At 52.4% G+C, this 22,993-nt stretch carries 23 protein-coding genes and 1 pseudogene; 2 read left to right on the top strand and 22 right to left on the bottom strand.

Annotated elements, in window-relative coordinates; genetic code table 11:
* Positions 1-90 precede the first annotated feature (90 nt).
* Positions 91-633, top strand: coding sequence for an acireductone dioxygenase (locus MKY58_RS10700; RefSeq protein ID WP_339324504.1), 543 nt, complete (start codon positions 91-93; stop codon positions 631-633).
* Between the two features lie 104 nt (positions 634-737).
* Here the strand turns inward: MKY58_RS10700 and MKY58_RS10695 are convergent, their stop codons facing one another.
* From MKY58_RS10695 to MKY58_RS10675, 5 genes are all read right to left on the bottom strand, one after another.
* Positions 738-1,151 carry a FixH family protein gene (locus MKY58_RS10695; protein WP_339324503.1) on the bottom strand — a complete coding sequence of 138 codons (414 nt, stop codon included), beginning with the start codon at positions 1,149-1,151 and terminating at the stop codon, positions 738-740.
* Between the two features lie 232 nt (positions 1,152-1,383).
* Positions 1,384-2,187, bottom strand: a complete 804-nt coding sequence (locus MKY58_RS10690; RefSeq protein WP_339324502.1) for an HAD family hydrolase — start codon at positions 2,185-2,187, stop codon at positions 1,384-1,386.
* A gap of 31 nt (positions 2,188-2,218) precedes the next feature.
* The gene (locus tag MKY58_RS10685; RefSeq protein ID WP_339324501.1) at positions 2,219-2,764 is read right to left on the bottom strand and encodes a hypothetical protein; all 546 of its coding nucleotides are present in this window, start codon (positions 2,762-2,764) and stop codon (positions 2,219-2,221) included.
* A 34-nt stretch (positions 2,765-2,798) separates the two neighbouring features.
* The gene (locus MKY58_RS10680) at positions 2,799-2,993 is read right to left on the bottom strand and encodes a DUF896 domain-containing protein (RefSeq protein WP_036711911.1); all 195 of its coding nucleotides are present in this window, start codon (positions 2,991-2,993) and stop codon (positions 2,799-2,801) included.
* A gap of 101 nt (positions 2,994-3,094) precedes the next feature.
* The gene (locus MKY58_RS10675) at positions 3,095-3,475 is read right to left on the bottom strand and encodes a LysM peptidoglycan-binding domain-containing protein (RefSeq protein WP_339324500.1); all 381 of its coding nucleotides are present in this window, start codon (positions 3,473-3,475) and stop codon (positions 3,095-3,097) included.
* Positions 3,476-3,668: 193 nt separating this feature from the next.
* Here MKY58_RS10675 and lexA point away from each other — a divergent pair, with 193 nt between their 5' ends.
* Entirely contained in the window at positions 3,669-4,295 is a 627-nt protein-coding gene (gene lexA, locus MKY58_RS10670; RefSeq protein ID WP_212948478.1) for a transcriptional repressor LexA, read from the top strand.
* Positions 4,296-4,361: 66 nt separating this feature from the next.
* Here lexA and MKY58_RS10665 read toward each other — a convergent pair whose 3' ends face one another.
* From MKY58_RS10665 to MKY58_RS10585, 17 genes and pseudogenes are all read right to left on the bottom strand, one after another.
* Positions 4,362-5,393 carry a serine hydrolase domain-containing protein gene (locus tag MKY58_RS10665; RefSeq protein WP_339325116.1) on the bottom strand — a complete coding sequence of 344 codons (1,032 nt, stop codon included), beginning with the start codon at positions 5,391-5,393 and terminating at the stop codon, positions 4,362-4,364.
* Positions 5,394-5,603: 210 nt separating this feature from the next.
* Complete coding sequence (locus MKY58_RS10660) at positions 5,604-6,797, bottom strand: response regulator (RefSeq protein WP_339324499.1); 1,194 nt, start codon at positions 6,795-6,797, stop codon at positions 5,604-5,606.
* Positions 6,775-8,589: a histidine kinase gene (locus MKY58_RS10655; RefSeq protein ID WP_339324498.1), complete on the bottom strand. Its 1,815-nt coding sequence runs from the start codon at positions 8,587-8,589 to the stop codon at positions 6,775-6,777. The genes MKY58_RS10660 and MKY58_RS10655 overlap by 23 nt, the downstream gene beginning before the upstream one ends.
* 87 nt (positions 8,590-8,676) lie before the next feature.
* A complete protein-coding gene (locus MKY58_RS10650) occupies positions 8,677-9,555 on the bottom strand; it encodes a carbohydrate ABC transporter permease (protein ID WP_339324497.1) in 879 nt (292 codons plus the stop codon).
* A 14-nt stretch (positions 9,556-9,569) separates the two neighbouring features.
* Positions 9,570-10,460, bottom strand: coding sequence for a sugar ABC transporter permease (locus tag MKY58_RS10645; protein WP_339324496.1), 891 nt, complete (start codon positions 10,458-10,460; stop codon positions 9,570-9,572).
* A gap of 88 nt (positions 10,461-10,548) precedes the next feature.
* Positions 10,549-11,892, bottom strand: a complete 1,344-nt coding sequence (locus MKY58_RS10640) for an extracellular solute-binding protein (RefSeq protein WP_339324495.1) — start codon at positions 11,890-11,892, stop codon at positions 10,549-10,551.
* A 169-nt stretch (positions 11,893-12,061) separates the two neighbouring features.
* Positions 12,062-12,235, bottom strand: coding sequence for a hypothetical protein (locus MKY58_RS10635; RefSeq protein ID WP_156124535.1), 174 nt, complete (start codon positions 12,233-12,235; stop codon positions 12,062-12,064).
* 176 nt (positions 12,236-12,411) lie between these two features.
* Positions 12,412-12,585 carry a hypothetical protein gene (locus tag MKY58_RS10630; RefSeq protein WP_156124534.1) on the bottom strand — a complete coding sequence of 58 codons (174 nt, stop codon included), beginning with the start codon at positions 12,583-12,585 and terminating at the stop codon, positions 12,412-12,414.
* A gap of 219 nt (positions 12,586-12,804) precedes the next feature.
* Positions 12,805-14,190, bottom strand: a complete 1,386-nt coding sequence (gene nhaC / locus MKY58_RS10625; protein WP_339324494.1) for a Na+/H+ antiporter NhaC — start codon at positions 14,188-14,190, stop codon at positions 12,805-12,807.
* Positions 14,191-14,657: 467 nt separating this feature from the next.
* Complete coding sequence (locus MKY58_RS10620) at positions 14,658-14,774, bottom strand: hypothetical protein (protein WP_036708264.1); 117 nt, start codon at positions 14,772-14,774, stop codon at positions 14,658-14,660.
* A 212-nt stretch (positions 14,775-14,986) separates the two neighbouring features.
* Positions 14,987-17,050, bottom strand: a complete 2,064-nt coding sequence (locus tag MKY58_RS10615) for an EAL domain-containing protein (RefSeq protein ID WP_339324493.1) — start codon at positions 17,048-17,050, stop codon at positions 14,987-14,989.
* Positions 17,051-17,308: 258 nt separating this feature from the next.
* The gene (locus MKY58_RS10610; RefSeq protein ID WP_339324492.1) at positions 17,309-17,917 is read right to left on the bottom strand and encodes a DL-endopeptidase inhibitor IseA family protein; all 609 of its coding nucleotides are present in this window, start codon (positions 17,915-17,917) and stop codon (positions 17,309-17,311) included.
* Positions 17,918-18,039: 122 nt separating this feature from the next.
* Positions 18,040-19,368 (bottom strand): type I glutamate--ammonia ligase, encoded by a 1,329-nt coding sequence (gene glnA / locus MKY58_RS10605; RefSeq protein WP_339324491.1) that lies wholly within the window; start codon positions 19,366-19,368, stop codon positions 18,040-18,042.
* A 30-nt stretch (positions 19,369-19,398) separates the two neighbouring features.
* Positions 19,399-19,812, bottom strand: a complete 414-nt coding sequence (locus MKY58_RS10600; RefSeq protein ID WP_036708262.1) for a MerR family transcriptional regulator — start codon at positions 19,810-19,812, stop codon at positions 19,399-19,401.
* An 84-nt stretch (positions 19,813-19,896) separates the two neighbouring features.
* Positions 19,897-21,150, bottom strand: a complete 1,254-nt coding sequence (locus tag MKY58_RS10595) for a methionine gamma-lyase family protein (protein ID WP_339324490.1) — start codon at positions 21,148-21,150, stop codon at positions 19,897-19,899.
* 32 nt (positions 21,151-21,182) lie between these two features.
* Positions 21,183-22,472 (bottom strand): GTPase HflX, encoded by a 1,290-nt coding sequence (gene hflX / locus MKY58_RS10590; RefSeq protein ID WP_339324489.1) that lies wholly within the window; start codon positions 22,470-22,472, stop codon positions 21,183-21,185.
* Between the two features lie 45 nt (positions 22,473-22,517).
* Positions 22,518-22,937 (bottom strand): annotated as a pseudogene (locus tag MKY58_RS10585) (AAA family ATPase); the annotation flags it as partial.
* Between the last annotated feature and the right edge of the window lie 56 nt (positions 22,938-22,993).

Genomic DNA, 22,993 nt, shown 5'->3' with positions numbered 1-22,993 from the left:
GCGACGGCTGGAACGGAAGAAACGCATCGACAAAAAATGGCGGCTTCGTTATAATATAAATTAAACCAAGTGGAAAAGAGGGGAAAGGCAATGGCTGAAATCGTAATTCGTAATACGAATGAAAGAATCACCGGTGACGATAATGTTCGTGAATTCTTAAACAAACAAAACGTATTGTTCGAGAAATGGGACGCTTCCAAGATGCCCGCCGAGCTTCGTAATAATTTTCAATTAACCGACGAGCAAAAAAACGAAATTTTGAAGGTGTACGACGAAGAAATCCGCGATTTGGCGGCACGCCGCGGTTACCAAATCTGGGACGTGATCACGCTGTCGGACGCGACGCCGAATCTGGAGGATCTGCTCAACAAATTCGAAGAGGTACATACCCATACGGAGGATGAAATCCGCGCCATCGTCGGCGGCAAAGGCATCTTCGTCATCAAAGGCAGCGACGATATCGGATATTTTAACGTGGAACTCGAAGCCGGCGACGTCATTTCCGTTCCCGAAAACACCAACCATTTCTTTACGCTGATGGATAACCGCCAAATCATCGCCGTACGTCTCTTCATCGAAAAAAACGGCTGGGTCGCTTATCCCGTCGAAGATCCGAGTTTCCAAAAAGCCTAAACGGAGATTGGAAGTCAGGCCTTCCTCCCGTTCATGATATACATGCAACGAACCCCGCTCCTTGTTGTCCAAGGGACGGGGTTCGTTTTTACTTTCTTATTCCGTTACTCGCTTACGGTCAAACTTTTGGTCGGCATCGTATGCTGCGGTCCGTAGGTTACATGAGAGGTGATTTTATAGGTTCCCGCGCCGTCGAACGTTTTTTCGAGCACGTATTTTCCGTCCCCCGCATTTTCGGCAGGCACTTTCTCGTGCACGCTGCTGTCGCCGTCTTTTATGATTTCGATTTCGACTTCATCCGCTTTATCCACTTTTTGATCCTTCTGCGTAACCAACACTTCAATTGAAACCTTTTCCCCGACTTTTGCCTGCTCCGGATTCAAAGTTAAATCGACCTTTAACGGTTCCATCATGCCTTCATCCATGTTCATGCCGTCATGTCCGCCGCTGCCGCCGCAGCCTGCCAAAGCAAAAACGACAAGCAAGATGATGCTTATGAAAACATATTTCTTTTTCAAATTCCTGCCACTCCCTTACGTCAATCTGCAGATATGTAGGCTTTTTGACCGCACTTCATTTATTATACATGCTTTTCAGGCTTCCAAAACGGCGGGTTGATCACAAATTGATGACAATATTAGCAATGTGCTGGGGCGATCCCGCAATAAGAACATGAAAAAAGCCTGCGCATGCGGCAGAACCGCAAACGGCAGACTTTTAATTAACATATCGCATTTAATGCTTGGCCGGTTAAACTTGCTGCTTCATAGACTCCAAAATACCGTGCAGCTCGGACAAATGCTTGATTTCATAATGCGGCTGGATGTTCGAATGATACGGCCTGCCGTTACGGTTGATCCAAACCGTCGTTAACCCGGCGGCCAGTCCGCCTTTAATGTCCGTCGAAAGTTTGTCGCCTACCATAACGGCTTCATCCGGGGTTACGCCCAGGCGGGAGAGCGCATGCTCAAAAATGGTAGGATCCGGCTTGCCTTTGCCGAAGTTGCCCGAAATGACGACTTGGTCGAAATAAGGGACCAGCTCCGGTACGCCATCCAGTTTTTCCTGCTGCAATCCCGGGCAGCCGTTCGTCAGCAACAGAAGCTTATAGTTCCCTTTCAGCTCTTGCAGCACTTGGAACGTTTCTTCATACACATGGGGGCGGGAGCGTCTTTCCATCCCGAATTGTCGGGCAAGTTCTTCGGCCAGCTGCGCGTCTTCCACACCCAGCTCGGCGAGGCCGCGGCGCCAAGATTCCTTCCGGTATTCAGGGACGATTTCGGCCATCCGTTGAAACTCGGGCTGCTTCCCTACGGTAAATTCCCCCCATAATGCTTCAAACGGGTTAATGCCGATCATGGCGGTAAAAGCATACGTGTCGTACGACTCGTACAAAGCCCGCGCCTCTTTGCGGACAGCCGCTTCAAGCGCCTCCGCGTCGACCCCGGTTTTGGCGGCGGCCGTTTCGCAGGTCGCTTGGAAGGATTCCTTCACGCTGCGCTCATCCCACAACAACGTATCGTCCAAATCAAAAAAAACGGCGGTAACTCCCATCTTCCCATCCCTCTCCCAACGTTAATCTGTACTATTGTTTTTCAAACGGAATATTAAAAGAGGCGGCAAAACGCTCAAGACGTTCTGCCATGGCTTCGGTATCGTAGCGGTTGATCAAACGGGTAAACACCCAATTGCCGCCCTTTATTTCCTTGCCCTTTTTCCCCTTCGTTCCTTTCATTTCGATCACGATCGAACCGGATCCTGCTTTGATTTTGGCGATTTGGTCCGCCGTCAAACGCCGGTCGCGATTGAACTTGATCGTGGAAAGCGTATTTTTGTCCACTTTAAGAAACGGGCGGCGCAAAAAAATCATAATCGCCAGCAAAACGTACAATCCGACCACGATCCAATTCAAGGAGGTGTTCATCGCCGCCTGCTGGCTCGTCATTCCGAGCAAAAGGTAAATGACGGCAAGCGCTACCAGCGTGATGGGAAGAACAAAGTTCCGCCCTTTGAAGACGTCGGCCGTGGCGGAGCCGTTCGAGGAATACAGCGAAGGTTTCCCCTGTTTTTTACGCTGCTTGTTTAGTTGAGCCGAGTTTTTCTGAACCATTCTTTCCCAAGATCGGGACATCGTGTTTCCCCCTTAACCATGATGTTCTGTATTTTTATTTGCGCTTTCCGTCATTGCGGTCTTCTACCCATTCGATCGAATCCAACTGGGCCCTGAAGTTCCGACGGACGTTTTGAAGATATCTCTCGCGCAATTTCGCACGTTCTTCGGTTTCTTCCTTGGTCAGGCCAGTCTCTTTGTCTTTGCGCGCAAGCTCATTAATGCGCTGAACTAAGCTGTCGATATCCATACATGACTCCTCCAATAATCAATTCATACCTAACTTTGCCATGAGAAAAAGAGCTTGTCAAGGCGTGAACCTTACCAAGCTCTTAGGCATAAAAACGAAGTCTAATATATAGGAAGAGAAAGGACATCTCCGGCTTGAATGCCGCTGGATTTCAGATGGTTCGTCTTCTTAATGATCTGAATGTATGCGCGGGTATCCATGTCCTTCGGTTTATGATCCCGGGCGATTTGCCATAACGTGTCCCCTTGGGACACAACGATTTGTTCCATTTGCACCTCGTCTTGAGGGGAACCGGCAAATACGCGTACCATGCCTGTACACCCTGCCGTCATAATTATGACGATCAGCAGAAGCTTCACCATCTGGCGCCGCGTGAACATGGCCTGGAAAGCGTGAAGCTGTTCTTTTAGTTTCCCGCCGTTGCGGTCTCCCCCGGAAATTTCATGATTATATATGCTTTGATATGTACTGTATTTTAACATGTTAACCGTTCCTCCAAACATTTGTTCTTGTATGAGAACAATATAACACGAACACATGTTTTGTTCAATAGTTTTTTCGAACAATTGTTCTCCATTAAGGAAAAATCATGTTCCCGTTTTAGAACTTGTGTTTGTACGAACGGCAGTTCTATGTTATACTTTTACCAAACGTTACTAATGGGGTTGATGGGGAATGTCGAAGATATCTAGCCGGCAGCAAGCGATATTGGAATTTATAAGAAACGAAGTCCGGGCCAAAGGTTATCCTCCTTCCGTCCGCGAGATCGGCGAAGCCGTCGGACTGGCTTCCAGCTCGACGGTGCACGGCCATCTGGACAGACTGGAGAAAAAGGGATTGATCCGCAGGGACCCAACGAAACCTCGCGCCATTGAGATTTTGGGCCAGGAAGAATCCGAAAGCAGCAACCTGTTCACGCAAACGATCGCGCGGGTTCCCGTGGTAGGTAAGGTTACGGCCGGCGTACCGATTACCGCTACGGAAAATATCGAGGATTATTTCCCTCTGCCCCAGCATTTTGTCGGGGACGAGAAAGTCTTTATGCTATCGGTCGTAGGGGACAGCATGATCGAGGCGGGCATTCACAACGGCGACTACGTCATCGTCCGCCAGCAGCAGACCGCTGATAACGGAGATATCGTCGTTGCCATGACGGACGAAGACGAAGCTACCGTAAAAACGTTCTATAAAGAAAAGGATCATATCCGTCTGCAGCCGGAGAATCCGTCTTACGAGCCGCTGCGCTTGAATCACGTGACCATTCTCGGCAAGGTCGTCGGTTTGTTCCGCGACATTCATTGATCCGTGTTGGCCTCGCCAATGGACAAGCCCTTGTTCTTCCAGGAGAACAAGGGCTTTCTATTTGGGTTAGCCGAATTTCTCCTGCTGCCACATCGTTGTGATATATCCGAGGAGGCTCTCGGCTTGATGCACGCCCGGATCCGCGTTCATCATGCATACCGCCCCTATGCCTTTCTCGGGATAAACGGTCATCATACATTGGAAACCGCTGCCCCACCCGAGCGAGGTAATCTCCAGCTTCCCGCCATGGCACTCCATGAATACGCCCAGCCCGGCCCACTTAAAACCGTTCTGCGGTGTAAACATTTCCTTTGCGGTCTTTGGGGAAATCCCCAATATCCCCTTCCCCTGCAGCGAAGCCATCAGCTCGGCGGCCAACATCGCGAGGTCCGTCGGTGTCGTCCAAAGCCCGGCAGCCGCAGCATACGGATAAATCGGATAGGGGCTGGCCAACCGGTCGCCATATCGGTTATGTCCGGCGGCAGATCCCGCGCGAATGTCGGATTCGTCCATGACGAAACGGCTGTTTTTCATCCCCAGCGGTTCAAATATCTTTCTCCGTATCAGCTTTTCGAACGGCTCCCCCGTCGCATCTTCAATCAGCAGCTGCATGACGCAAAATCCCGTATCCGAATAGATGAACCGGCTTCCCGGCTCGGCGACCAGTAAAGCAGGCTCCTGCCTATAAACCGTTAATCCTGTTAACAATTCCGCCATGGACGGAGCTTTGCGGTCCCTGGCCAACGTCGGAAAGCTTCCATCGGGATCGGAAAAGCCGGCTTGATGGCCAAGAAGCCTGCGCAGCGTGACGCGGCCGGAACGGAATTGCGGATGCTCCGGAATCTTCCACGATATCAGGCGCCGATTCGCTTCTTCATCCAATTGAAGGACGCATTCCTCTACCAGAACAAGCGCTAAAACGCTTGCCGCAAATTTGCTGATGGAACATGCGTTAAACATCGTATCCATCCGGACCGGTTCCGTCTCCCCCGCCGCAAGCTTTCCCCAGGTCTCCCGATGGCTGATCAAACCATCCTCAATGAATGCGATGCTTAACCCGGGAATTCCCTCCCTATCCATCCGTTCGCTGACGCTCATTGGATCCACTGTTTCCCTTCCCCCCCCTCCCCAACCAAAGTAACAATACATCAATTATAGAACATTTGTTCCCTTTTGGCAATAAGCAACCTAGCGAGCATCTCCTAACATCGCCCAAAACCGGACTTTCCTAGGCAAGAAACGCAAAGAACCGTGCCAGTCGAACTGGCACGGCCCAAGGCGGATATCGAGGCGCATCCTTTTTCCCTTCTACGGACAAGCTCGGTTCAGCCCGTCCTCCTCCCATCCCCGCTGCCGGTATTCCGTCGGCGTCATGTTCGTCCGCTTGCGGAAAACCTGCGTAAAGTGTTTGACGTCCTGGTAACCGACCTTTTCGGCGATGTCGATCAGCTTCAGCTGCGTATGCTTCAGCAGTTCCATCGCTTTTTCCATCCGCAGCGAAATGACGTACTCCTTGAACCCGCTTCCGGTTTTTTGCTTGAACACTTGGCTGAAGTATGCCGGGTTCAAAAAGACGACGGAGGCGACCTTTTCCAGCGTCACGTCGGTATTGTAGTTCGCACGGATATATTGGAGGGCTACTTCGACCGCCCGGTTTCCGCCCGGGGCGTAATATTCGAATTCGAGCGTTCCGGACTGCCGCCCCATCCCCCGGATCGCCGCCGGGATGCTGTTAAAGTCGCGGATTTCTTCGGACAGCCCGACTTGGAACGGCACCTTGACGTATTTTTTCAGATGCAGCCGCAGCTCGTCGCTCAAGCGCTTTGCCCCGTCCGGCGAATCCGGCGTCACGAGGCCCAGCAGGCTTTTGCCGTCGAGGCTGGTGACGAACCCTTTTCCGTGGCGTTCGATCAGCTCGGTCAGCACGTTTTCGACGATAAAATGCTCGAGATGTACAGCGTCGTCGCTTTCCATTTTGACCAGCACCAAATAAAAGCGGGGGTACCGCTCCACGAACGGGGCGATGTCCAAGTTCCCGATGTCGAGTCCCGTCGCCCAGCGCTGGAATACCGCTTCACGCAAAAACTTCAGGTTGCTCCGGAGCAGCCGCGTTTCCTGCTCCAGCTCGGCGTCCCGCTCCACTTCCTCGCCGAGCCGCCCGATCATCGAAATCAGCGCCTCCTTGCCGATCGGCTTAAGCATATAATCCTTGGCCCCGAGCCTGACCGCTTCTTTGGCGTAAGCAAATTCGGAATACGCGGAGATGATTACCCATTTCACGTGCGGATAATTGCTCCGGGACACCTGCATCAATTCGAGTCCGGTCATGCCCGGCATCAAAATATCCGTGAGCACCACGTCGATCTGGCCGCCCCGGAGAATTTGCGCCGCTTCGTCCGGATTTTCCGCCAATTGCACGCCGTGGCCGGGAAACGCTTTGCGGATCGTCCGCTTGATCCCCTCCCGGATCACGCTTTCATCATCCACCACCAATATGTTCATCTTCGTCCTCCCCTTCGGCCGGAATCGGTATGGCAACGGTCACCGTCGTTCCTTGCAGCGGCTCGCTTTCGATGCTCAAACCGTATGGTCCGCCGAACATCATCACCAGGCGGTCGTGTACGTTCCGCAGCCCGATGCCGCGTCTTCTTCCGGGCGAATCCGCATCCGGCGACCGCTGATGTTTGGCGTGCATCGTCTCTTTTACCCGCTCCAGCGTCTCGGCATCCATGCCCATTCCGTTGTCCTCGATTTTGATCAGCAGCTTGTTCCCTTCCTTTTCCGTGCGCACGTTCAGCACGCCCATGCCTTCCTTCGGCTCCAAACCGTATTTGACCGCGTTTTCGATGATCGGCTGAATCGTCATTTTCGGAAGCGGCGCGTCCAGCCAGGCTGCGTTCGCGTCAATGTTCGTTTGCAGCCTTCCGCCGAGCCGCGTTTCGATGATCGTCAAGTAATGGCCGATTTGCTCTAATTCGCGCCCCAGCGTGGTTCGCGCCGCTTCTTCCCAATTGCTGCTGTACCTGAACATTTGCGAAAGCGACAGAACCACCCTGCTCAGCCGTTCGTTTTCCTGCTCGTCCAGCATCCAATAGATCATGTCGAGCGTGTTGTAGAGGAAATGCGGATTCACCTGGGCCTGCAGCGCTTGCAGCTGCGCGTTTTTTTCGCTGACGGTCGAAATTTTGATCGTTTCGATCAGCTCGTCCATCCGGTGCACCATCCGGTTGAACGACGAGACCAGGCTGTTGATTTCGTCGAAGGAATCCACGTTGACCGAACCGCTGAAATTTCCCATCTCGACCTTTTTCATCTCCCGGATCAAAAGCTTGAGCGGAGACGCGATATTGCGGGAGACGATCGAAGCCAGCACCGTCGATAAAATGATCAGCGCCAGCACGACAACCACCAAAACTTTCGTCGTCCGATATACTTCCGCCTGGATGTCCTGTTTCGGCGTCAGGCCGTAAATCGTCCACCCGGCCATCGTCGTGTTGGCGGCGACGATCAGCTCCTTGGACGTGCCGTCAACGAAGATATTATCTTCCGGCGACGGCTGCGGCAGCCGGTCCAGCTCCGGGCGTTTGGCTCCTTTTCGTTCGGAGGAGGCGATGATTTTTTTCGCTTCGTCCAAAATGTAGACCTGCGTTCCGGGGCTGATGCTCACGTTAGACAGCGCTTCCATCATCGGAGACGGGTTCGTTTCGATCATCAACATTCCGATCTCTTTATGGTTATCCAAATCGTACAGCTTGCGCCCGAACACGAACGCCTGCTTTTCCGCCTGCAGCGTGTTGATCGGCGAACCGGGGTATAACCCGAGCCAGACCATGTTGCCCGAGGATGCTTCGAGCTTTTTATACCATTCGGTTTGGGCGTAGTTGTTGTCGATGACCCCGGCAAACTGCCTTTCGTAGCTGTACACCTTGCCGTCGGGCGATAATATGTGGATGCCCAGCACATCGTCCCGCGAATAGTAGGCCGCCCCGATAATGTTCGTGATGGTGCGTTCGTTCATGATTTCCGCCGCCGGATCGTCCGGCTTTTCCTGCAGCAGGCGGGTAAGCTCGTAGTTGCTGTTCAGCGATTTGGACAAGCTGTTATAGCCCTGCAGCATCAAGTTGAACAGCCCCGCGGTCTGGGAGATGTTTTTTTCGGCGATGTCGCCCACCTTGGCGTGAATGATCGATAACGTTCGATTGTAATACAGCATGCTCATCAATATCAGGATTCCCGTCATGCATCCCATAAAAAGCAGGAACAAGCGGCTGCGTATGGATCGGAAGCGTCTCACGTACCTCGGCTTCCCCCTTTCAAAGCATCGGCTTTTCGTGTCCATTTTAGCATATGCGCCGCTTGTTCCGCCCGATTTTTTGGCCCTTTATCCCTTGACGGCGCCTGCCACCATGCCTTCGGTGATTTTATCGGATAACAAGAAATAGATCAGGATGACCGGCAGCGCGCCGAGCACGAGAAAAGCACCGATCGCGCCGTAATTGACCGAATATTGGCTGACGAAGCTGTTCACGCCGAACGGCAGCGTTTTGAGCTTTTCCGACGAAATGAACGTAGCCGCCAAAATGTATTCATTCCAAATGTTGATGAACGTCAAAATGCAAACCGTCATGACGGGCGGAACGGACACCGGCAATATGATGCTGCGGAAAATGCGCCAGATGCTGGCCCCGTCGATCACGGCCGACTCTTCGATTTCATGCGGAATGGTTTTCATGAACCCGCTCAAAATAAACACCGCGATCGGCATCGAAAACGCGACATAAGGCAGGATCAGCGACAAATGCGTGTTCAGCACGTGCATGTTTTTGAAAATGATCATGAGCGGCAGCAGCGTGGCCTGCATCGGGATCATCATCCCGATCAGGAACAGCAGCATAACCCCTTGCCCGTATCGCCAGCGGAATCGGCTGATCGCATACGCGCACAGGGAGCTCAGCAAAATGACCGCAGCCATCGTCACCGACGTGACGAATAAGCTGTTCAGCAAATATCGAAAATAATTCCCTTCGAGCGCCGCGCTATAGTTGCTCCATTGCGGAGCGTGCGGCAGGGCGAAAAAGCTGCCCGACAAAATTTCTTCGTTCGTTTTCAGCGAATACAGCACAAGCCATAGCAGCGGATATACCTGCGTGACCACCAATATGGACAAAAACAGGATGACGATCGTTTTCGCAGCGGAAAACCGTCCGCGGCGGGCAGCGGCCGCCGGCTTGTTCAACGTAACGGCAGAGCTCGTATTCATGGCGTTTTCCTCCTTTACGAAAAGCGTTTCTCCAGCTTGTTGAATATCAGATTGATCAGGAAGGTGGCCGCAAGGCATAGCACGACCAAACATGCCGCAATCGAGCTGCCGTACCCGTATTTCATGGACAGGAAGGACATGTTGTACATATGGGTCGAAATGACGTCAGTTGCGTGCGCGGGTCCGCCGCCCGTCATCACCATCACCATGTCAAAAGCCTGCAGCGAGCCGATAAACGCCAGCACGATCGAGATTTTGAAGATCGGAATGATGTTCGGAAACGTGATGTATCGGTCGGCGGCAAACCCATCGGCGCCATCGATCCGCGCTGCCTCATAGATTTCTTCAGGAACGTTTAATATCCCCGTATACTGGATCAGCGTGTGGTAACCCAAGTACTGCCAGAGCGCCACGAAATACAGCGAATACATCGCAACCGACGGGTCGGTAAGCCATTCATGCGTCCATGATCCTAGGCCGACCGCTTCCAGCACCTGGTTCAGCATGCCCCCCATCGACGCGGGATTGTAAATCGTTTTCCACAGCTGGCCGACGACAACGACCGACAGAATGACGGGCAAAAAGTAACTCGACACGAGAAAATTCGGTCTGCGGATATACCGTTTGAGCAAAATGGCCACAAGCAGCGCAATCGGGATTTCCGCCATCGAAAACACGGCAAACAGCAGCGTTCTCCGTACGGACGGCCAAAATACCGGATCATGGAAAAACAGGTTTTTGAAATTTTCGAACCCGACGAACCTGGACTCCCCGATGCCGTTCCAATCCAGCAGACCGCTGTACATGGAGACGAGGATCGGCACGAATACGATGCCTGCGTATAGGATCAAGCAAGGCAGCACAAACGCGGCAATCGTCCAGCGGGAGACTTTGAGCACGTTCATGGGAACCCCTCCTTTTTCTGGCTGGTCTAGTGAAGCAGAAGGGAACGGCATGCCGCCTTTCGCACGCGTTCCCTCCATTACATCAAGCTTATTTGTTGTTGGCTTCGAATGCCGACTGATGTTCCTTCGCGACTTCGGCCGAATCCTTTTTCTGTACGAACAGGTTTTGGATGCTGGCAAGATGAGCTTGCGCCGTTCCCGGGTTCATCGTGTTGTCGAACGCCAGATCCCCGCCCTTCACGTCTTTGAACAGATTCAGCACCTCCATCGCCATGTCGGAGTATCCGGCCGCCTTGAAATCGCCGTCCACTTTTTGTCCGATTCCCACTGCGCCTTTGGCTTCGAACGCTTCTTTCGGGAAGTTCAGCATAAACCAGTTCAGGAACGCCTTCGTTTCATCCAGATGTTTACTGTCCGCGGAGATCGCAAACGCGCTACCCGGCGCCAGCATGAACTCGTCCGGGTTGCCTTTGCCGTTGATCGTCGGGAACTTGAACACGCCGACTTTTCCGTTGACGGAAGACGTTTCGATGCCTCCCGTCGCCCACGTGCCCATAAAGTACATGGCCGCTTTGCCGGTCTTGAACAGGTTTTCGCCTGCGTTGTAGTCGAAAGACGTGACGCCTTCCTGGAAGGCTCCGGCCTGGATGAGGTTTTGGAACGCGTCGACCGCTTCCTTGAATGCCGGATCTTCGAACGTTTTCTTTTTATCGAGCACGTCCTTCAGGAAGCCCGGGCCGTTGTTGGTCCGAAGCAGCATGTTCATGAACAGGAACGATCCCGTCCAGGTGTCTTTTTCGCCGATCGCCATCGGTTGGATGCCCTTGGATTTCAGCGTTTTGACGACATCAACCATTTCTTCGAACGTCGTCGGCACCTTAACCCCGCCTTTTTCGAAAAGCTCCTTGTTGTAGTACACCACGCCGATGTTGTTGCCGTCCGGCACGGCATAGGTATGGCCGTCAAAGCTGTACCAATCGAGAAGCCCGTCCTGGAACGTGCCCCGGAGTCCGTTTTGGTCCAGCATGTCGTCCAGCGGCGCGAGCAGCTTCGCTTCCACGAACGGCTGCATTTGCGCGGCCGGGTTGACCACGGTAATGTCCGGCACCTCTTTGGACGCCGCTTGCGTTTTCAGCTTCAGCTTTTGCTGATCGGTGTTCAGGGAATCGAGCTCGATTTTGATGTTCGGATGCTCCGATTCGTATTGCTTCACCAGCTTGTTCATCAATTTGTTTTTCGGATCGGTCGGATCCGGATAAATGTTTTGGAACGTGATCGTTACGTTTTTCTCTTTCACCGTGCCGGCCTTGTCGCCGCCGGTTCCCGCTCCCGACGAAGCGCTTCCTTCATCGGCTTTGCCTCCGCATGCCGCCAAACTGAAGACTAACGCGCCTGCCATCGCCAAGCTTAGCCATTTCGACATTTTCGCCATTGCTTATTCCCCTTTTTGTTTGGTATGAACCCATTATGCAGGGAAACGGCAAAGATCGGGAGGTGAGAAATTCAGGTTTTAGGTTTGTTTTCTATAGATATCGCTTATAAAAAAAAGAAAATCCCCCCAAGCCGGGAGGACTCACTCAGTTGTTATATGCAGCCGCAGGTTAGACCGACACGAATTGCAGAACGCCAAGCAAAATCAATAAAATAAATACGCCGTAAATGATGTACAACACGATCCGCAGCCCTTTCGAACCCTTCCGCGTTTCGCGGAGTTGATCCTCAAGTTCGGCTACCCGTTCTTCCAACGCCAGCAAACGTTCGTCTTGACCGTTCATGTCCGGTGCTCCTTCCCAATATCTAAGATCTCGAATATGTTTCTACCAGATTACATAATATGGGTGATTTTGTAAATCAAAAAAAGCATGGCATGCCAAGATGATGACGCCGATCCGCATCCGCCAACAAAATAAAAAGCACGCATCAGTTCCACCTGTGCGCGCTTTCCTGTTGGTTATTTTTCTTCGAGTTCGTCCGGAACGTCGTATTTATTGATATGCGAGGTCATGGCCGCGACGGCATCGTCGACATTCGTTGTGGCAGGCTCGCGTCCGACGACGTCGTCGGTTTGGTCGTGAAAATTCAAACGGTCCGCTTCGGCCTCTTTATATTTATTGCTTTTCAGCATAAGCGCTCCCCCTCCCTTCTGCATCCTGTGATATGGATCGACCTCCCCATAAGGGCAGGAATCGTTTTTTACTATGCTCTAAGGTTCCTCACCTTATGTGTGCGGACCGACAATAATGCCTGGAGCCCCCCGGTTCATCCGCCACGGGTGCCGCAATTGCAAAGCAAAAAGGCCTTGCCCCTAATCCATTAGGCGGCAAGACCGAGCGTAGACGTTATATTAAGCAGACCATGTGTTTGGGCCAAGCGCGTTCTTTTGCAGCTTCGGTATAAGCGCATATCCGAACGTAATGAGGGGGCTTACCCACAGCAAGACGGCGTACGGAACGTATTCCGGCACCGGAACCCCGAGGGCAGCCGCAAAAAAAGCGCCGCTGACGCCCCAGGGAACAAGCGGATTCACGAGCGTACCGCAATCTTCGAGGGTTCGGGACAGCGTTTTTGCGGGCAGTTTTCTGCGGTTATATTCGTCCTTAAACATTTGACCCGGCAAAAGAATGGACAAATATTGCTCGCCCGTCATGGCGTTTACCGCAATCGAGGACGCTCCCGTCATCAAAACGATGCTGCTGCCGCGTTTTAAAGGCTGAACGGCCTTTTGGAAAAAAGCTTCGATGACGCCGCAATGCTGCAGCAATCCGCCCAGCGACAGCGCGATCAGGATCAGCGAGACGGACCACATCATCGACTGCAAACCTCCCCGGTTTACGATCGATGCGACCGTTTCGTTGGCGCTGGCCGTTTGATAGCCGCTTTGCATGACCTGAAACCATACGTCGATTGCCGTCTCGCGTTGAACGACAGCCGTCACCAGCAGACCCGTCGCGATGCCGACGATCAGCGTAGGGAGAATCGGCATCCGTTTGATCGAGCAGGCAATGACGGCAATCGGCGACAGCAACGTAAGCCAATGAATGCGAAACCCATCCTGCAGCGCAAACTTGATTTGCTCGATGGACGATAAATCGACCGTGCCGGAGCTTGGCGCGAACAAGAAAAATATCGTCGTGACGATGAGCGCCGGCACCGTCGTGTAGAGCATGTTGCGGATGTGCGTATAGATGGGAATGCCGGCCACGGCCGGGGCAAAATTCGTCGTATCGGATAGCGGCGACATTTTATCCCCGAAGCAAGCCCCGCAGATGACCGCTCCCGCGGCCAACGCCGGGGAAACTCCCGTCGTCGCGGCAATCCCCATAAAGGCGACGCCGACGGTGCTGACGGTCGTAAACGAGCTTCCGGTAAACATCGACACGACGATGGTGACGTATAACGCGCTCACCGCAAATAAATGCGGTTTGATATAATCCATGCCGTAATATAAGATCGTCGGCACCGTCCCGCTCATCATCCATACGGCAATCAAAATGCCGATCAGCGAAAGAATGAGAATCGGCATAATGGCCGTTTGAATGCCTTGAAGGATGGAAGCTTCAAGCTTCTTCCAAGGAATGCCGAACAGCCGCAACAAAGCTGCGGTCCCGACCGTTGCGGCGAGCAGCGGAAGATGCGGCTCCGCTTTGAGCAGAAAAATCGAGATGAACAATAGCGCAAGAATGAATGCAATAATCAAAATGCTTTTCGAAAAAGTGAGCTGTCGGTCCATGAAGATGATACTCCTTGTACATAATTGTCGCAGACAGGGAAATTGCATGACGTCTCCGTCCGCTTTGTTTGATCCGTAATCAAGTCCTTCTTTGCTTTTATGCTTTTTGGCTTTTTTGCATTGAAGCACAGGGGAACAATATATACCAAAACCACGGCCGAGTCAATGTTATGAACATGCATTGCAGGATTTTTCAGCCAAAAAAATCAGAAAGAAGCGTAACATGATACGGTTTCATTGCGTTATAAACATGTATGGCATTTTGAAGGAGAGGTACCTGCATGAACGGGTCTTGGAAAAACCGGATGATCGTCATGGGGATTGGCCTGATCTGCTGCATCCCGCTGGGGTTATTATACTTATGGTATAAGTTCGTCAGCATGCCGCTGATGCCCTGAATCCCCATCATGAAGGGAACGCGAAAAAGCTCCTGCCGGCATGCCGGCAAGAGCTTTGAAAATACGAAATTAGTAAATGAAAGCTTTGGTGATGATAACGAGCAAAATAAAGAGAACCAGAATCGCACCGATGCTGCCATACCCGCCATGGCCGTAACCGCCTACGCCTCCAACGACTTCACTCATGTGTTCACCCTCCTTTCAGAAGCATACTTTATCTTATGATTATGCTTTTGGAAGGGAAGGGCAAATAGGAAACTCCTTGCGAAAATAGATATGAGTTTACCATCCGGGCACACCGCCGGTGTATGCAAAAATACGGAGGGATCAGCGCGGCTTTAAGATCGAATCCCATGAATGATCGGCTGGCAGCGCCATGTTTATGATCGATCGTTTTCTTAAAGCCTACTGTCTTCCGTGAGGCGTTCTTCCATATTCCGGGCGATCCAATCGTCCATTTCGCTCACGTCCATCGGCTTTCCATAATAATACCCCTGCATCACATTGCATCCAGAGGACCGAAGAAAATCGATTTGTTCCACGGTTTCAACTCCCTCGGCGACAAGGTCCAGCTGCAGGTTGAGAGCCATCTCGATGATCGCGCCCACGATGGCCCTTTTGGCGGGCGAATCGCTTTCCCTGATAAAAAGCTGATCGATTTTGATCGTGTCAATCGGAATTTGATCCAACGTCCCGAGCGACGAATACCCCGACCCGAAGTCGTCCATCGAAATGCGAACGCCGAGGCTGCGAAGCTCGCTGAGCTGTCTGATCATGTCCTTCACATCGTACAGCATCATGGATTCGGTAATTTCAAGCTCAATAACATGCGGAGATAAGTTCGCGGACTTCAGTAATGTACGGGTCATTTCGATCAACTGCTGGCTTTCGAATAAACGAATGGATACGTTGATCGATACGGGAAGCAGCGGAACGCCTTTTTCCATCCATTGTTGAAGCAGCTTGCCCACTTCGGAGAACACCCATCGGGTCATGGGAATGATCAATCCCGTTTCCTCGGCAATCGGAATAAATTCGCTGGGGGAAACTTCGCCGAATTTCGGATGCGGCCAGCGCATCAGCGATTCGAAACCGACGGCTTTTTCCGTTAGCGCATTCCACTTGGGCTGATAAACGATATAAAATTCCTTTCGTTCCAAGGCGCCCCGCATGTCTTTTTCCAATTCGAGACGGCGAAGCAGCATTTGATCCATTTCATCGTCAAACACGCAAAACCGGTTTTTTCCCGCCCTTTTGGCATTGTACATTGCCGTATCGGATGCCTTGAGGAGCGATTCGCGGTCCGTTCCATGCTTCGGCGCCAGACTGATTCCAACGCTCGCCGTGATGTAAAGCTCATTCCCCTTGAGGTCAAACGGTTTGGTGATCGCCTCCAAAATGTCTCCGGCAAGCTGTTCCGCCTGATCTTGGCTGCACCGTTCAGCCGCAATCAAAAACTCATCCCCGCCAAGGCGGAATACTTTCCGACCTTCGCCCGTTAACCCGCTTAGCCTTCTTCCGACCTCCTGGACTAGCATATCGCCGATATCATGACCCAGCGTATCGTTAATCGTTTTGAAGCGGTCCAAATCGATAAAAAGCACCGCCGTTTCGCGCGAGCCGTCGACGCCGTCTTTAAGAAAACGATTGAGATCATGCCGGTTGGGAAGTCCTGTTAGCGGGTCGCTATAAGCCATTTTCTCCAAAACATGCCGATCGAAAAACATCGCTCCCCACGAAACCATCAGCATAAAAAAGGTTGCCAAGGTGACGCCGGATAATAAAACGAGGTTGACTTCCCCGCTATCGGTTGCGATCAGGGCACCGGCATCCCCGCACCAAAAATCAGCAGCCCTCATCCCGGTAAAATGCATCCCGCATATGGCGATTCCCATGAGCAAGGCGGAAGCCCATTTCCACCAGCTCACCGAGACGTTCCCCCGAAATTTAATGAAAAGGAACAAGGCCACATACGATGCCGCCAAGGCGATAGCCGCTGAAAGCAGCCAGTAGCCCCTGTCGTACGCCACCGTCGCGGGAAGCCGCATGGCAGCCATCCCCGTGTAATGCATGGCCACGATCCCGCTGCCCATAATAAAGCCGCTCACGCCAAATTTGCGCCAATCGATCCGCTTGGACAACAAGATTTGAAAAGCGATAAACGAAGCAACGATGCTGCATAACATGGAAAGCAGCGTAACCGATAAATCATAATGGATATGTACATTGAGGTGGAACGCGAGCATGCCGACAAAATGCATGGCCCATACGCCGCACCCCATGACGCATGAACCTGCGATCAACCACCATTTTTGCGTTAATCCCTGGGACCCGGATATTTTAGACGCAAGGTTCAGCGCCGAATAGGACGCAAAGACGGCAATGATCAATGAAAGGATGACGACCCAGTGGTTATACGTTTCCTGTAGCAGAAAGATGGAAAGCTCACTCCTTGTTGTCAATAAGCTCTTCGAGTCGTATGACACCGTTTTGTCTACATTCTTCTACATTTTATCACAATCTTTGACGACCTGAATATGGATTTCAGATCCGGTTCTATTTACCCTCCCGCTTTTCCTATATGGAAACCGCAAAAAAATGCCCCTTTGGCCTACGATCCGTTGAACCCCGAGGTTCTCCGGTCGTTCCAAAGCGAGCATTTTTTAATCAGCCTGCTGGCCGGGATTATTGATTTATGGTGTCATCGATGAGGCAGAACATTAAAAAACGGCATGCGGAGCAGTCCCCACCCGCCAGTGGTCCCCGACTTTTTCGAATTTTACCGTTATATATTCGGGACCCTGCAGATGTTCCGGGTAAGGGACGCACAACTTGTACACCCGTTGCGTCGGCGTCATGGACAGCATTTTGGCGGTCGCCTTGCCAAATTCAAGTATATTCCCCGTATCGGCATTCAGCTGTGCCAGACGTCCGCCATGGCTGATGAAATATTTGTCGACAAAGTAAGCCGCCGCTTTTTCCGTATAGGCTTGCTTCAGGTAATCCATCAGCTTTGCGCGGGTTCCGATGTCATCGGACAAATAGCGGTATTGCTGGCCGTTGATCTCGAAAACCTCGGTCGAACCCTTGCCGCCGCCCATGGCGTAAAAATATCTTTTTTCGGCCTCCACGATCAGTGACGGCACGCTCGTGCTGTTGAGCTTGGTGATGGCTGTCGGATCGGTAACAACCACCTTTTCAACCTTTTGTGCTTGCCCTTGCGTTTGTTGGTTTCCTGCTCCCGCTGCAGCGGCACCCATGGACATCGACATGCTTAAACCCAGGACTGCTGCAGTCAGCGTAAAAGTGAATCTTTTATTTCGTTTCATATGTATCGCCTCCACCATCTATACGAAGCAAGCAGGCAATATGTTTCAGCTTAGCTCGGACGGATCTTTTTCCAACAAAATTAAAAACCCCTCACGCCGGACGGCGCAAGGGATTTTCCAGATTAATAAAGCGTCATATATTGATCGCGTTCCCATTGATGAACTTGCGTGCGGTACATATCCCATTCGATTTCTTTCAGCTCATAGAAGTGGGACATGGCATGATCGCCCAGCGCTTCGACGATGACTTCGTCGCGAACGAGTTCGTTCAGCGCTTCTTTCAGGTCAGCCGGCAGGCTTGGGATGCCTTCTTCGATGCGCTCTTCTTCGGACATCACATAGATGTTGCGGTCGATCGGCGCAGGAAGCGGCATTTCTTTGCTGATGCCGTCCAAACCGGCGCGAAGCATGACGGCAAGCGCCAGATAAGGATTCGCCGCAGGGTCCGGGTTGCGGACTTCGACGCGCGTGCTGAGACCGCGGGAAGCCGGGATCCGGATCATCGGGCTGCGGTTGCTGCCGGACCATGCTACGTAACATGGAGCTTCGTAACCCGGAACCAAACGTTTGTAGGAGTTTACGGTCGGGTTGGTGATCGCCGCAAACGCGCGCGCGTGCTTCAGGATGCCGGCCATGTAGTAACGGGCTTCCTTGCTCAGGCCCAGCTCGTCGGACTCGTCGTAAAACGCGTTGACGTCGCCTTTGAAGAGCGATTGGTGGCAGTGCATGCCGGAGCCGTTCACGCCAAACAGCGGTTTAGGCATAAACGTCGCATGCAAGCCGTGCTGGCGGGCGATCGTTTTTACGACCAGCTTAAACGTTTGGATCTGATCCGCCGCTTTAACGGCATTTTCATATTTAAAGTCGATTTCATGCTGTCCCGGGGCCACTTCGTGGTGGGAAGCTTCGATTTCAAAGCCCATTTCCTCGAGCGTAAGCACGATTTCGCGGCGGCAGTTTTCACCGAGGTCAGTCGGAGCCAGGTCGAAATATCCGCCTTGGTCGTTCAGCTCCATCGTCGGGTTGCCTTTCTCATCGGTTTTGAACAGGAAAAATTCAGGCTCTGGACCGACGTTCATGGAGGTATAGCCCATTTTTTCCGCTTCCTTCAGGTTGCGCTTCAAAATGCCGCGCGGATCTCCGGCAAACGGCGTGCCGTCCGGCATGTAAACGTCGCAGATCAGACGCGCGACGCGATCTTCGGTTACCCAAGGGAAAATCACCCATGTGTCCAGGTCCGGGTACAGGTACATGTCGGATTCCTCGATACGTACATAACCTTCAATGGAAGAACCGTCGAACATCATTTTATTGTCAAGGGCTTTTTTCAACTGGCTGACGGGAATTTCCACGTTTTTGACCGTACCGAGCAAGTCGGTGAATTGAAGGCGGATGAAACGGACGTTTTCTTCCTCGGCGATGCGAAGAATATCTTCTTTTGTGTAGCTCACAAGATCCTCTCCCTTTCCTATTATGACTCGTTATTTTTTATTAAAAAACCGGGACAACTCGCCTTGGATCAAAGATACCTGGCCCGGTCTCTTACCCGAAACAAGCTGCTGCTTGAGCAACCGGTGCAGCTGCGATTCCGTCATCTCTTTCCGCTTTACTTCCGTGTCTGCGGTAATGACCGTCGCTTCCTCCGATTCCTTTGACACCGGGTTCATCACTTGCTTGATGCCGGCAATATTGACGCCTTTTTCGATCAAGGATTTGATTTCCAGCAATCTTTCCACGTCATTAAAGGAGAACAGCCTTTGATTGCCCGAGGTGCGCGCAGGAACTATCAGGTTATGCTGTTCATAGTACCGGATTTGTCGGGCGGACAAATCGGTCAATTTCATCACAATCCCAATCGGGAACAATGCCATGTTTCTGCGAATCTCATCACCCATGACTCATCTCAACCTTCCAGTTAACTTTTCTCACTCATATTGTACCTTTCCTGATCTGTCGCGTCAATGACATGTCAGAAAAACTCACAATAATTTTTGGTCAATCATCCGTTGCAAGGCCAACATGACCCCAAACTTGACATGGGAATAGGTCAAGCCTCCCTGCATATACCCGATGTAAGGTTCCCGAATCGGCGCGTCCGCGGACAATTCCAGGCTTCCCCCCTGAATGAACGTCCCTGCGGCCATGATCACCGGATGATCGTAACCCGGCATGTCCCAAGGTTCGGGAACGACATGGCTGTCCACCGCGGCTGCCCGTTGGATGCCCTGCACGAATGCGATCAGGTGTCCGGCTTCTTTAAACGAGATGGCTTGGATCAAATCCGTTCGCGCTTCGTTCCATGCCGGCTTGGTGACGAATCCCGCCTGCTCGAACATGGCCGCCGCAAAAATGCTTCCTTTTAACGCTTGTCCCACAAGCGTAGGCGCGAGAAACAGCCCCTGGTAAATGCCGCGCGTCGTCCCGAGCATGGCCCCGACTTCGCTGCCGATGCCCGGCGCGGTCAGCCGGTATGCGCACAGATCTACCAGATGCTGCCGGCCGCAAATATACCCGCCGGTTTCCGCAATGCCGCCGCCCGGGTTTTTGATCAGCGAGCCGGCGATCAGGTCGGCGCCTACCTCTGTCGGCTCCATCGTTTCCGTAAATTCCCCGTAACAGTTGTCGACGAACACGATGACGTCCGGCTTGATCTCTTTCACTTTTTTCACCATGTCGCCGATTTCGCCGACGGTAAACGATGAGCGCCAATCATAACCCCGCGAGCGTTGGATGCCGATGACCTTCGTCGATTCATGGATGCCTGCGCGCACCGCATCCCAGTCGATGCCTCCGTCCGCCGTCAAGGCGGCCTCCCGGTACGTGATGCCAAAATCCCTCAGCGACCCCGTCCCGTCGCCTTCTTGGCCGATCACCTTATGTAGCGTATCGTACGGGCGCCCCGTAATGTAAAACAGCTCATCGCCGGGTCTCAATACCCCGAATAGAGCTGTGGAAATCGTATGCGTGCCTGAAGCAAAATGCGGGCGCACCAGGGCCGCTTCGGCCCCGAATACGTCCGCATATACCAGATCCAGCACTTCTCTTCCCCGGTCGTTATAAGCATAACCCGTCGAGCCTGCAAAATGAAAGTCGCTGACTTGATGCTTCTGGAACGCTTCGATGACCTTCCATTGATTGTGGTCGATCACGCGATCCAGCTGCCGAAACGGCTCCGTTATCCGCTCTTCCGCGGCTTCCTTCCATTGTTCCAATTGTTCTGCGAATTGTACCATGTCTATCGAATTTCCCCTCTGCTTTTTCCCATTTAATCCCTGATCAGATAAGGTTCGACCATATGTCCCCATTTATCGTAATCGGGTTTGTGAACCTGTACCTTATAAATCATATCATGTTCTTCGGTTTTTTGCTCCACAACGTCTCCGATCCGGTACAGCAAAGCCATGGCGTTGCCATCCTCTGAGGGCACCCGGAACGACAGGATTCCCCCAGACAAACGTTCCTGGATCGCCTGTTTCACGGCAAGCAAATCTCCTTCGTCCAACGCGCTGATCTTCAAATGCCCGGGACCGGAAGGCAGCATCTCCAGCTGCTCTTGCGTGCAAACATCCTTTTTGTTGAACAAAACCAGCTGCGGTTTGTCGGCAGCCCCCAAATCCTCCAAAATCGAATCGACGACCTTCATCTGATCTTCCCGCATCGGAGACGAAGCATCGACGACATGCAAAATGAGATCGGCTTCATTAGCTTCCTCCAACGTCGCCCGGAATGCCGCCACAAGGTCATGGGGGAGATTCTGGATGAACCCGACCGTATCCGTCAAAATGACTTCGCTTCCCCCCGGAAGCACCAGCGTGCGCGAGGTCGGATCGAGCGTCGCAAACAGCTGGTTTTCGATGTATACATCCGCGCTGGTCAGCTGTTTAAGCAGGGTCGATTTCCCAGCATTCGTATAGCCGACGAGCGCGACCTGGATGGCGCCGCTTTTTTGCCTGCGGCCCCGGTGCAGCTTGCGGTGTTTAATGACCGCCTCAAGCTGCCTTTTCAAATCGCCGATGCGGCTGCGAATATGGCGTCTGTCCGTTTCGAGCTTGCTTTCCCCCGGGCCTCTCGTCCCGATGCCCCCGCCGAGCCGCGACAAATTTTTGCCGTGGCCGGACAGGCGCGGAAGCAGGTAGGACAGCTGTGCCAGCTCCACCTGAATGATGCCTTCGCGCGTTTTGGCGCGCTGCGCAAAAATATCCAAAATAAGCTGCGTGCGGTCGATAATTTTGACGTCCAGGCTCTGCTCCAAATTGCGGACCTGCGCGCCCGAAAGATCATGATCGAAAATCGCGGTGTTTGCTTGCACGGCAAGAATCGCCTGGCGCAGTTCCTCCACCTTGCCTTTTCCGATCAGCCAGCGGGCATCCGGCACGTCGCGATTTTGGGAAATCACGTCCAGCACCTCGACGCCGGCCGTTTCGGCCAAGCTGACAAGTTCCTGCAGCGAATGCTCCGGGTTGATGCCCGATCGTTTGACCTCGTCCGTGACGAGGCTGACCAGCACCGCCCTGTCGCGTATGGTCATATTCGTGTCATATGTGGTATGTGTCAATGAATAAGAGCCCCTTTTTCCGCAGCCTTACAGCATTCCCAGCCCTTACGTCGAACCTTTCGTCTCCAGCTTGAAATCCTCGGTCCTGAGCGTCATCAGTTCAAGCTTCCCGGGATTCGTATTCGCGTATACATTCAGAAGCCTGACGGCCTGGTTGCGTATCGCTTTTTCGATCGTGTTGCGTACGTATCTGGCGTTGCTGAAGGCATGCTCGGTTTCGTTTTTTTCCTGAATCAAGTGCTGCCTAAGCTTCATGATCGCCTGCGGCATCAAAATGTAATCCCGTTCCTTTGACATCAGTTCGGAAATTTGAATCAGCTGATCCACCGAATAATCCGGAAACTCTACCTGAATGGGAAAACGGGAAGGCAGTCCCGGATTCGTCTGCAGAAAATAATCGATCTCCTCCGAATACCCCGCCAAAATCAGCACGAATTGGTTTTTATGGTCTTCCATCGCTTTGATCGTGCTACTATATTTTTATGTAGATTTGTCGAATGTATTCAATGTCTTTTTCGAAA

This window comes from Paenibacillus sp. FSL W8-0194 (assembly GCF_037969745.1).
Lineage (GTDB): Bacteria > Bacillota > Bacilli > Paenibacillales > Paenibacillaceae > Paenibacillus_AQ > Paenibacillus_AQ cookii.
This window is presented reverse-complemented; position numbering and strand designations above follow the sequence as displayed.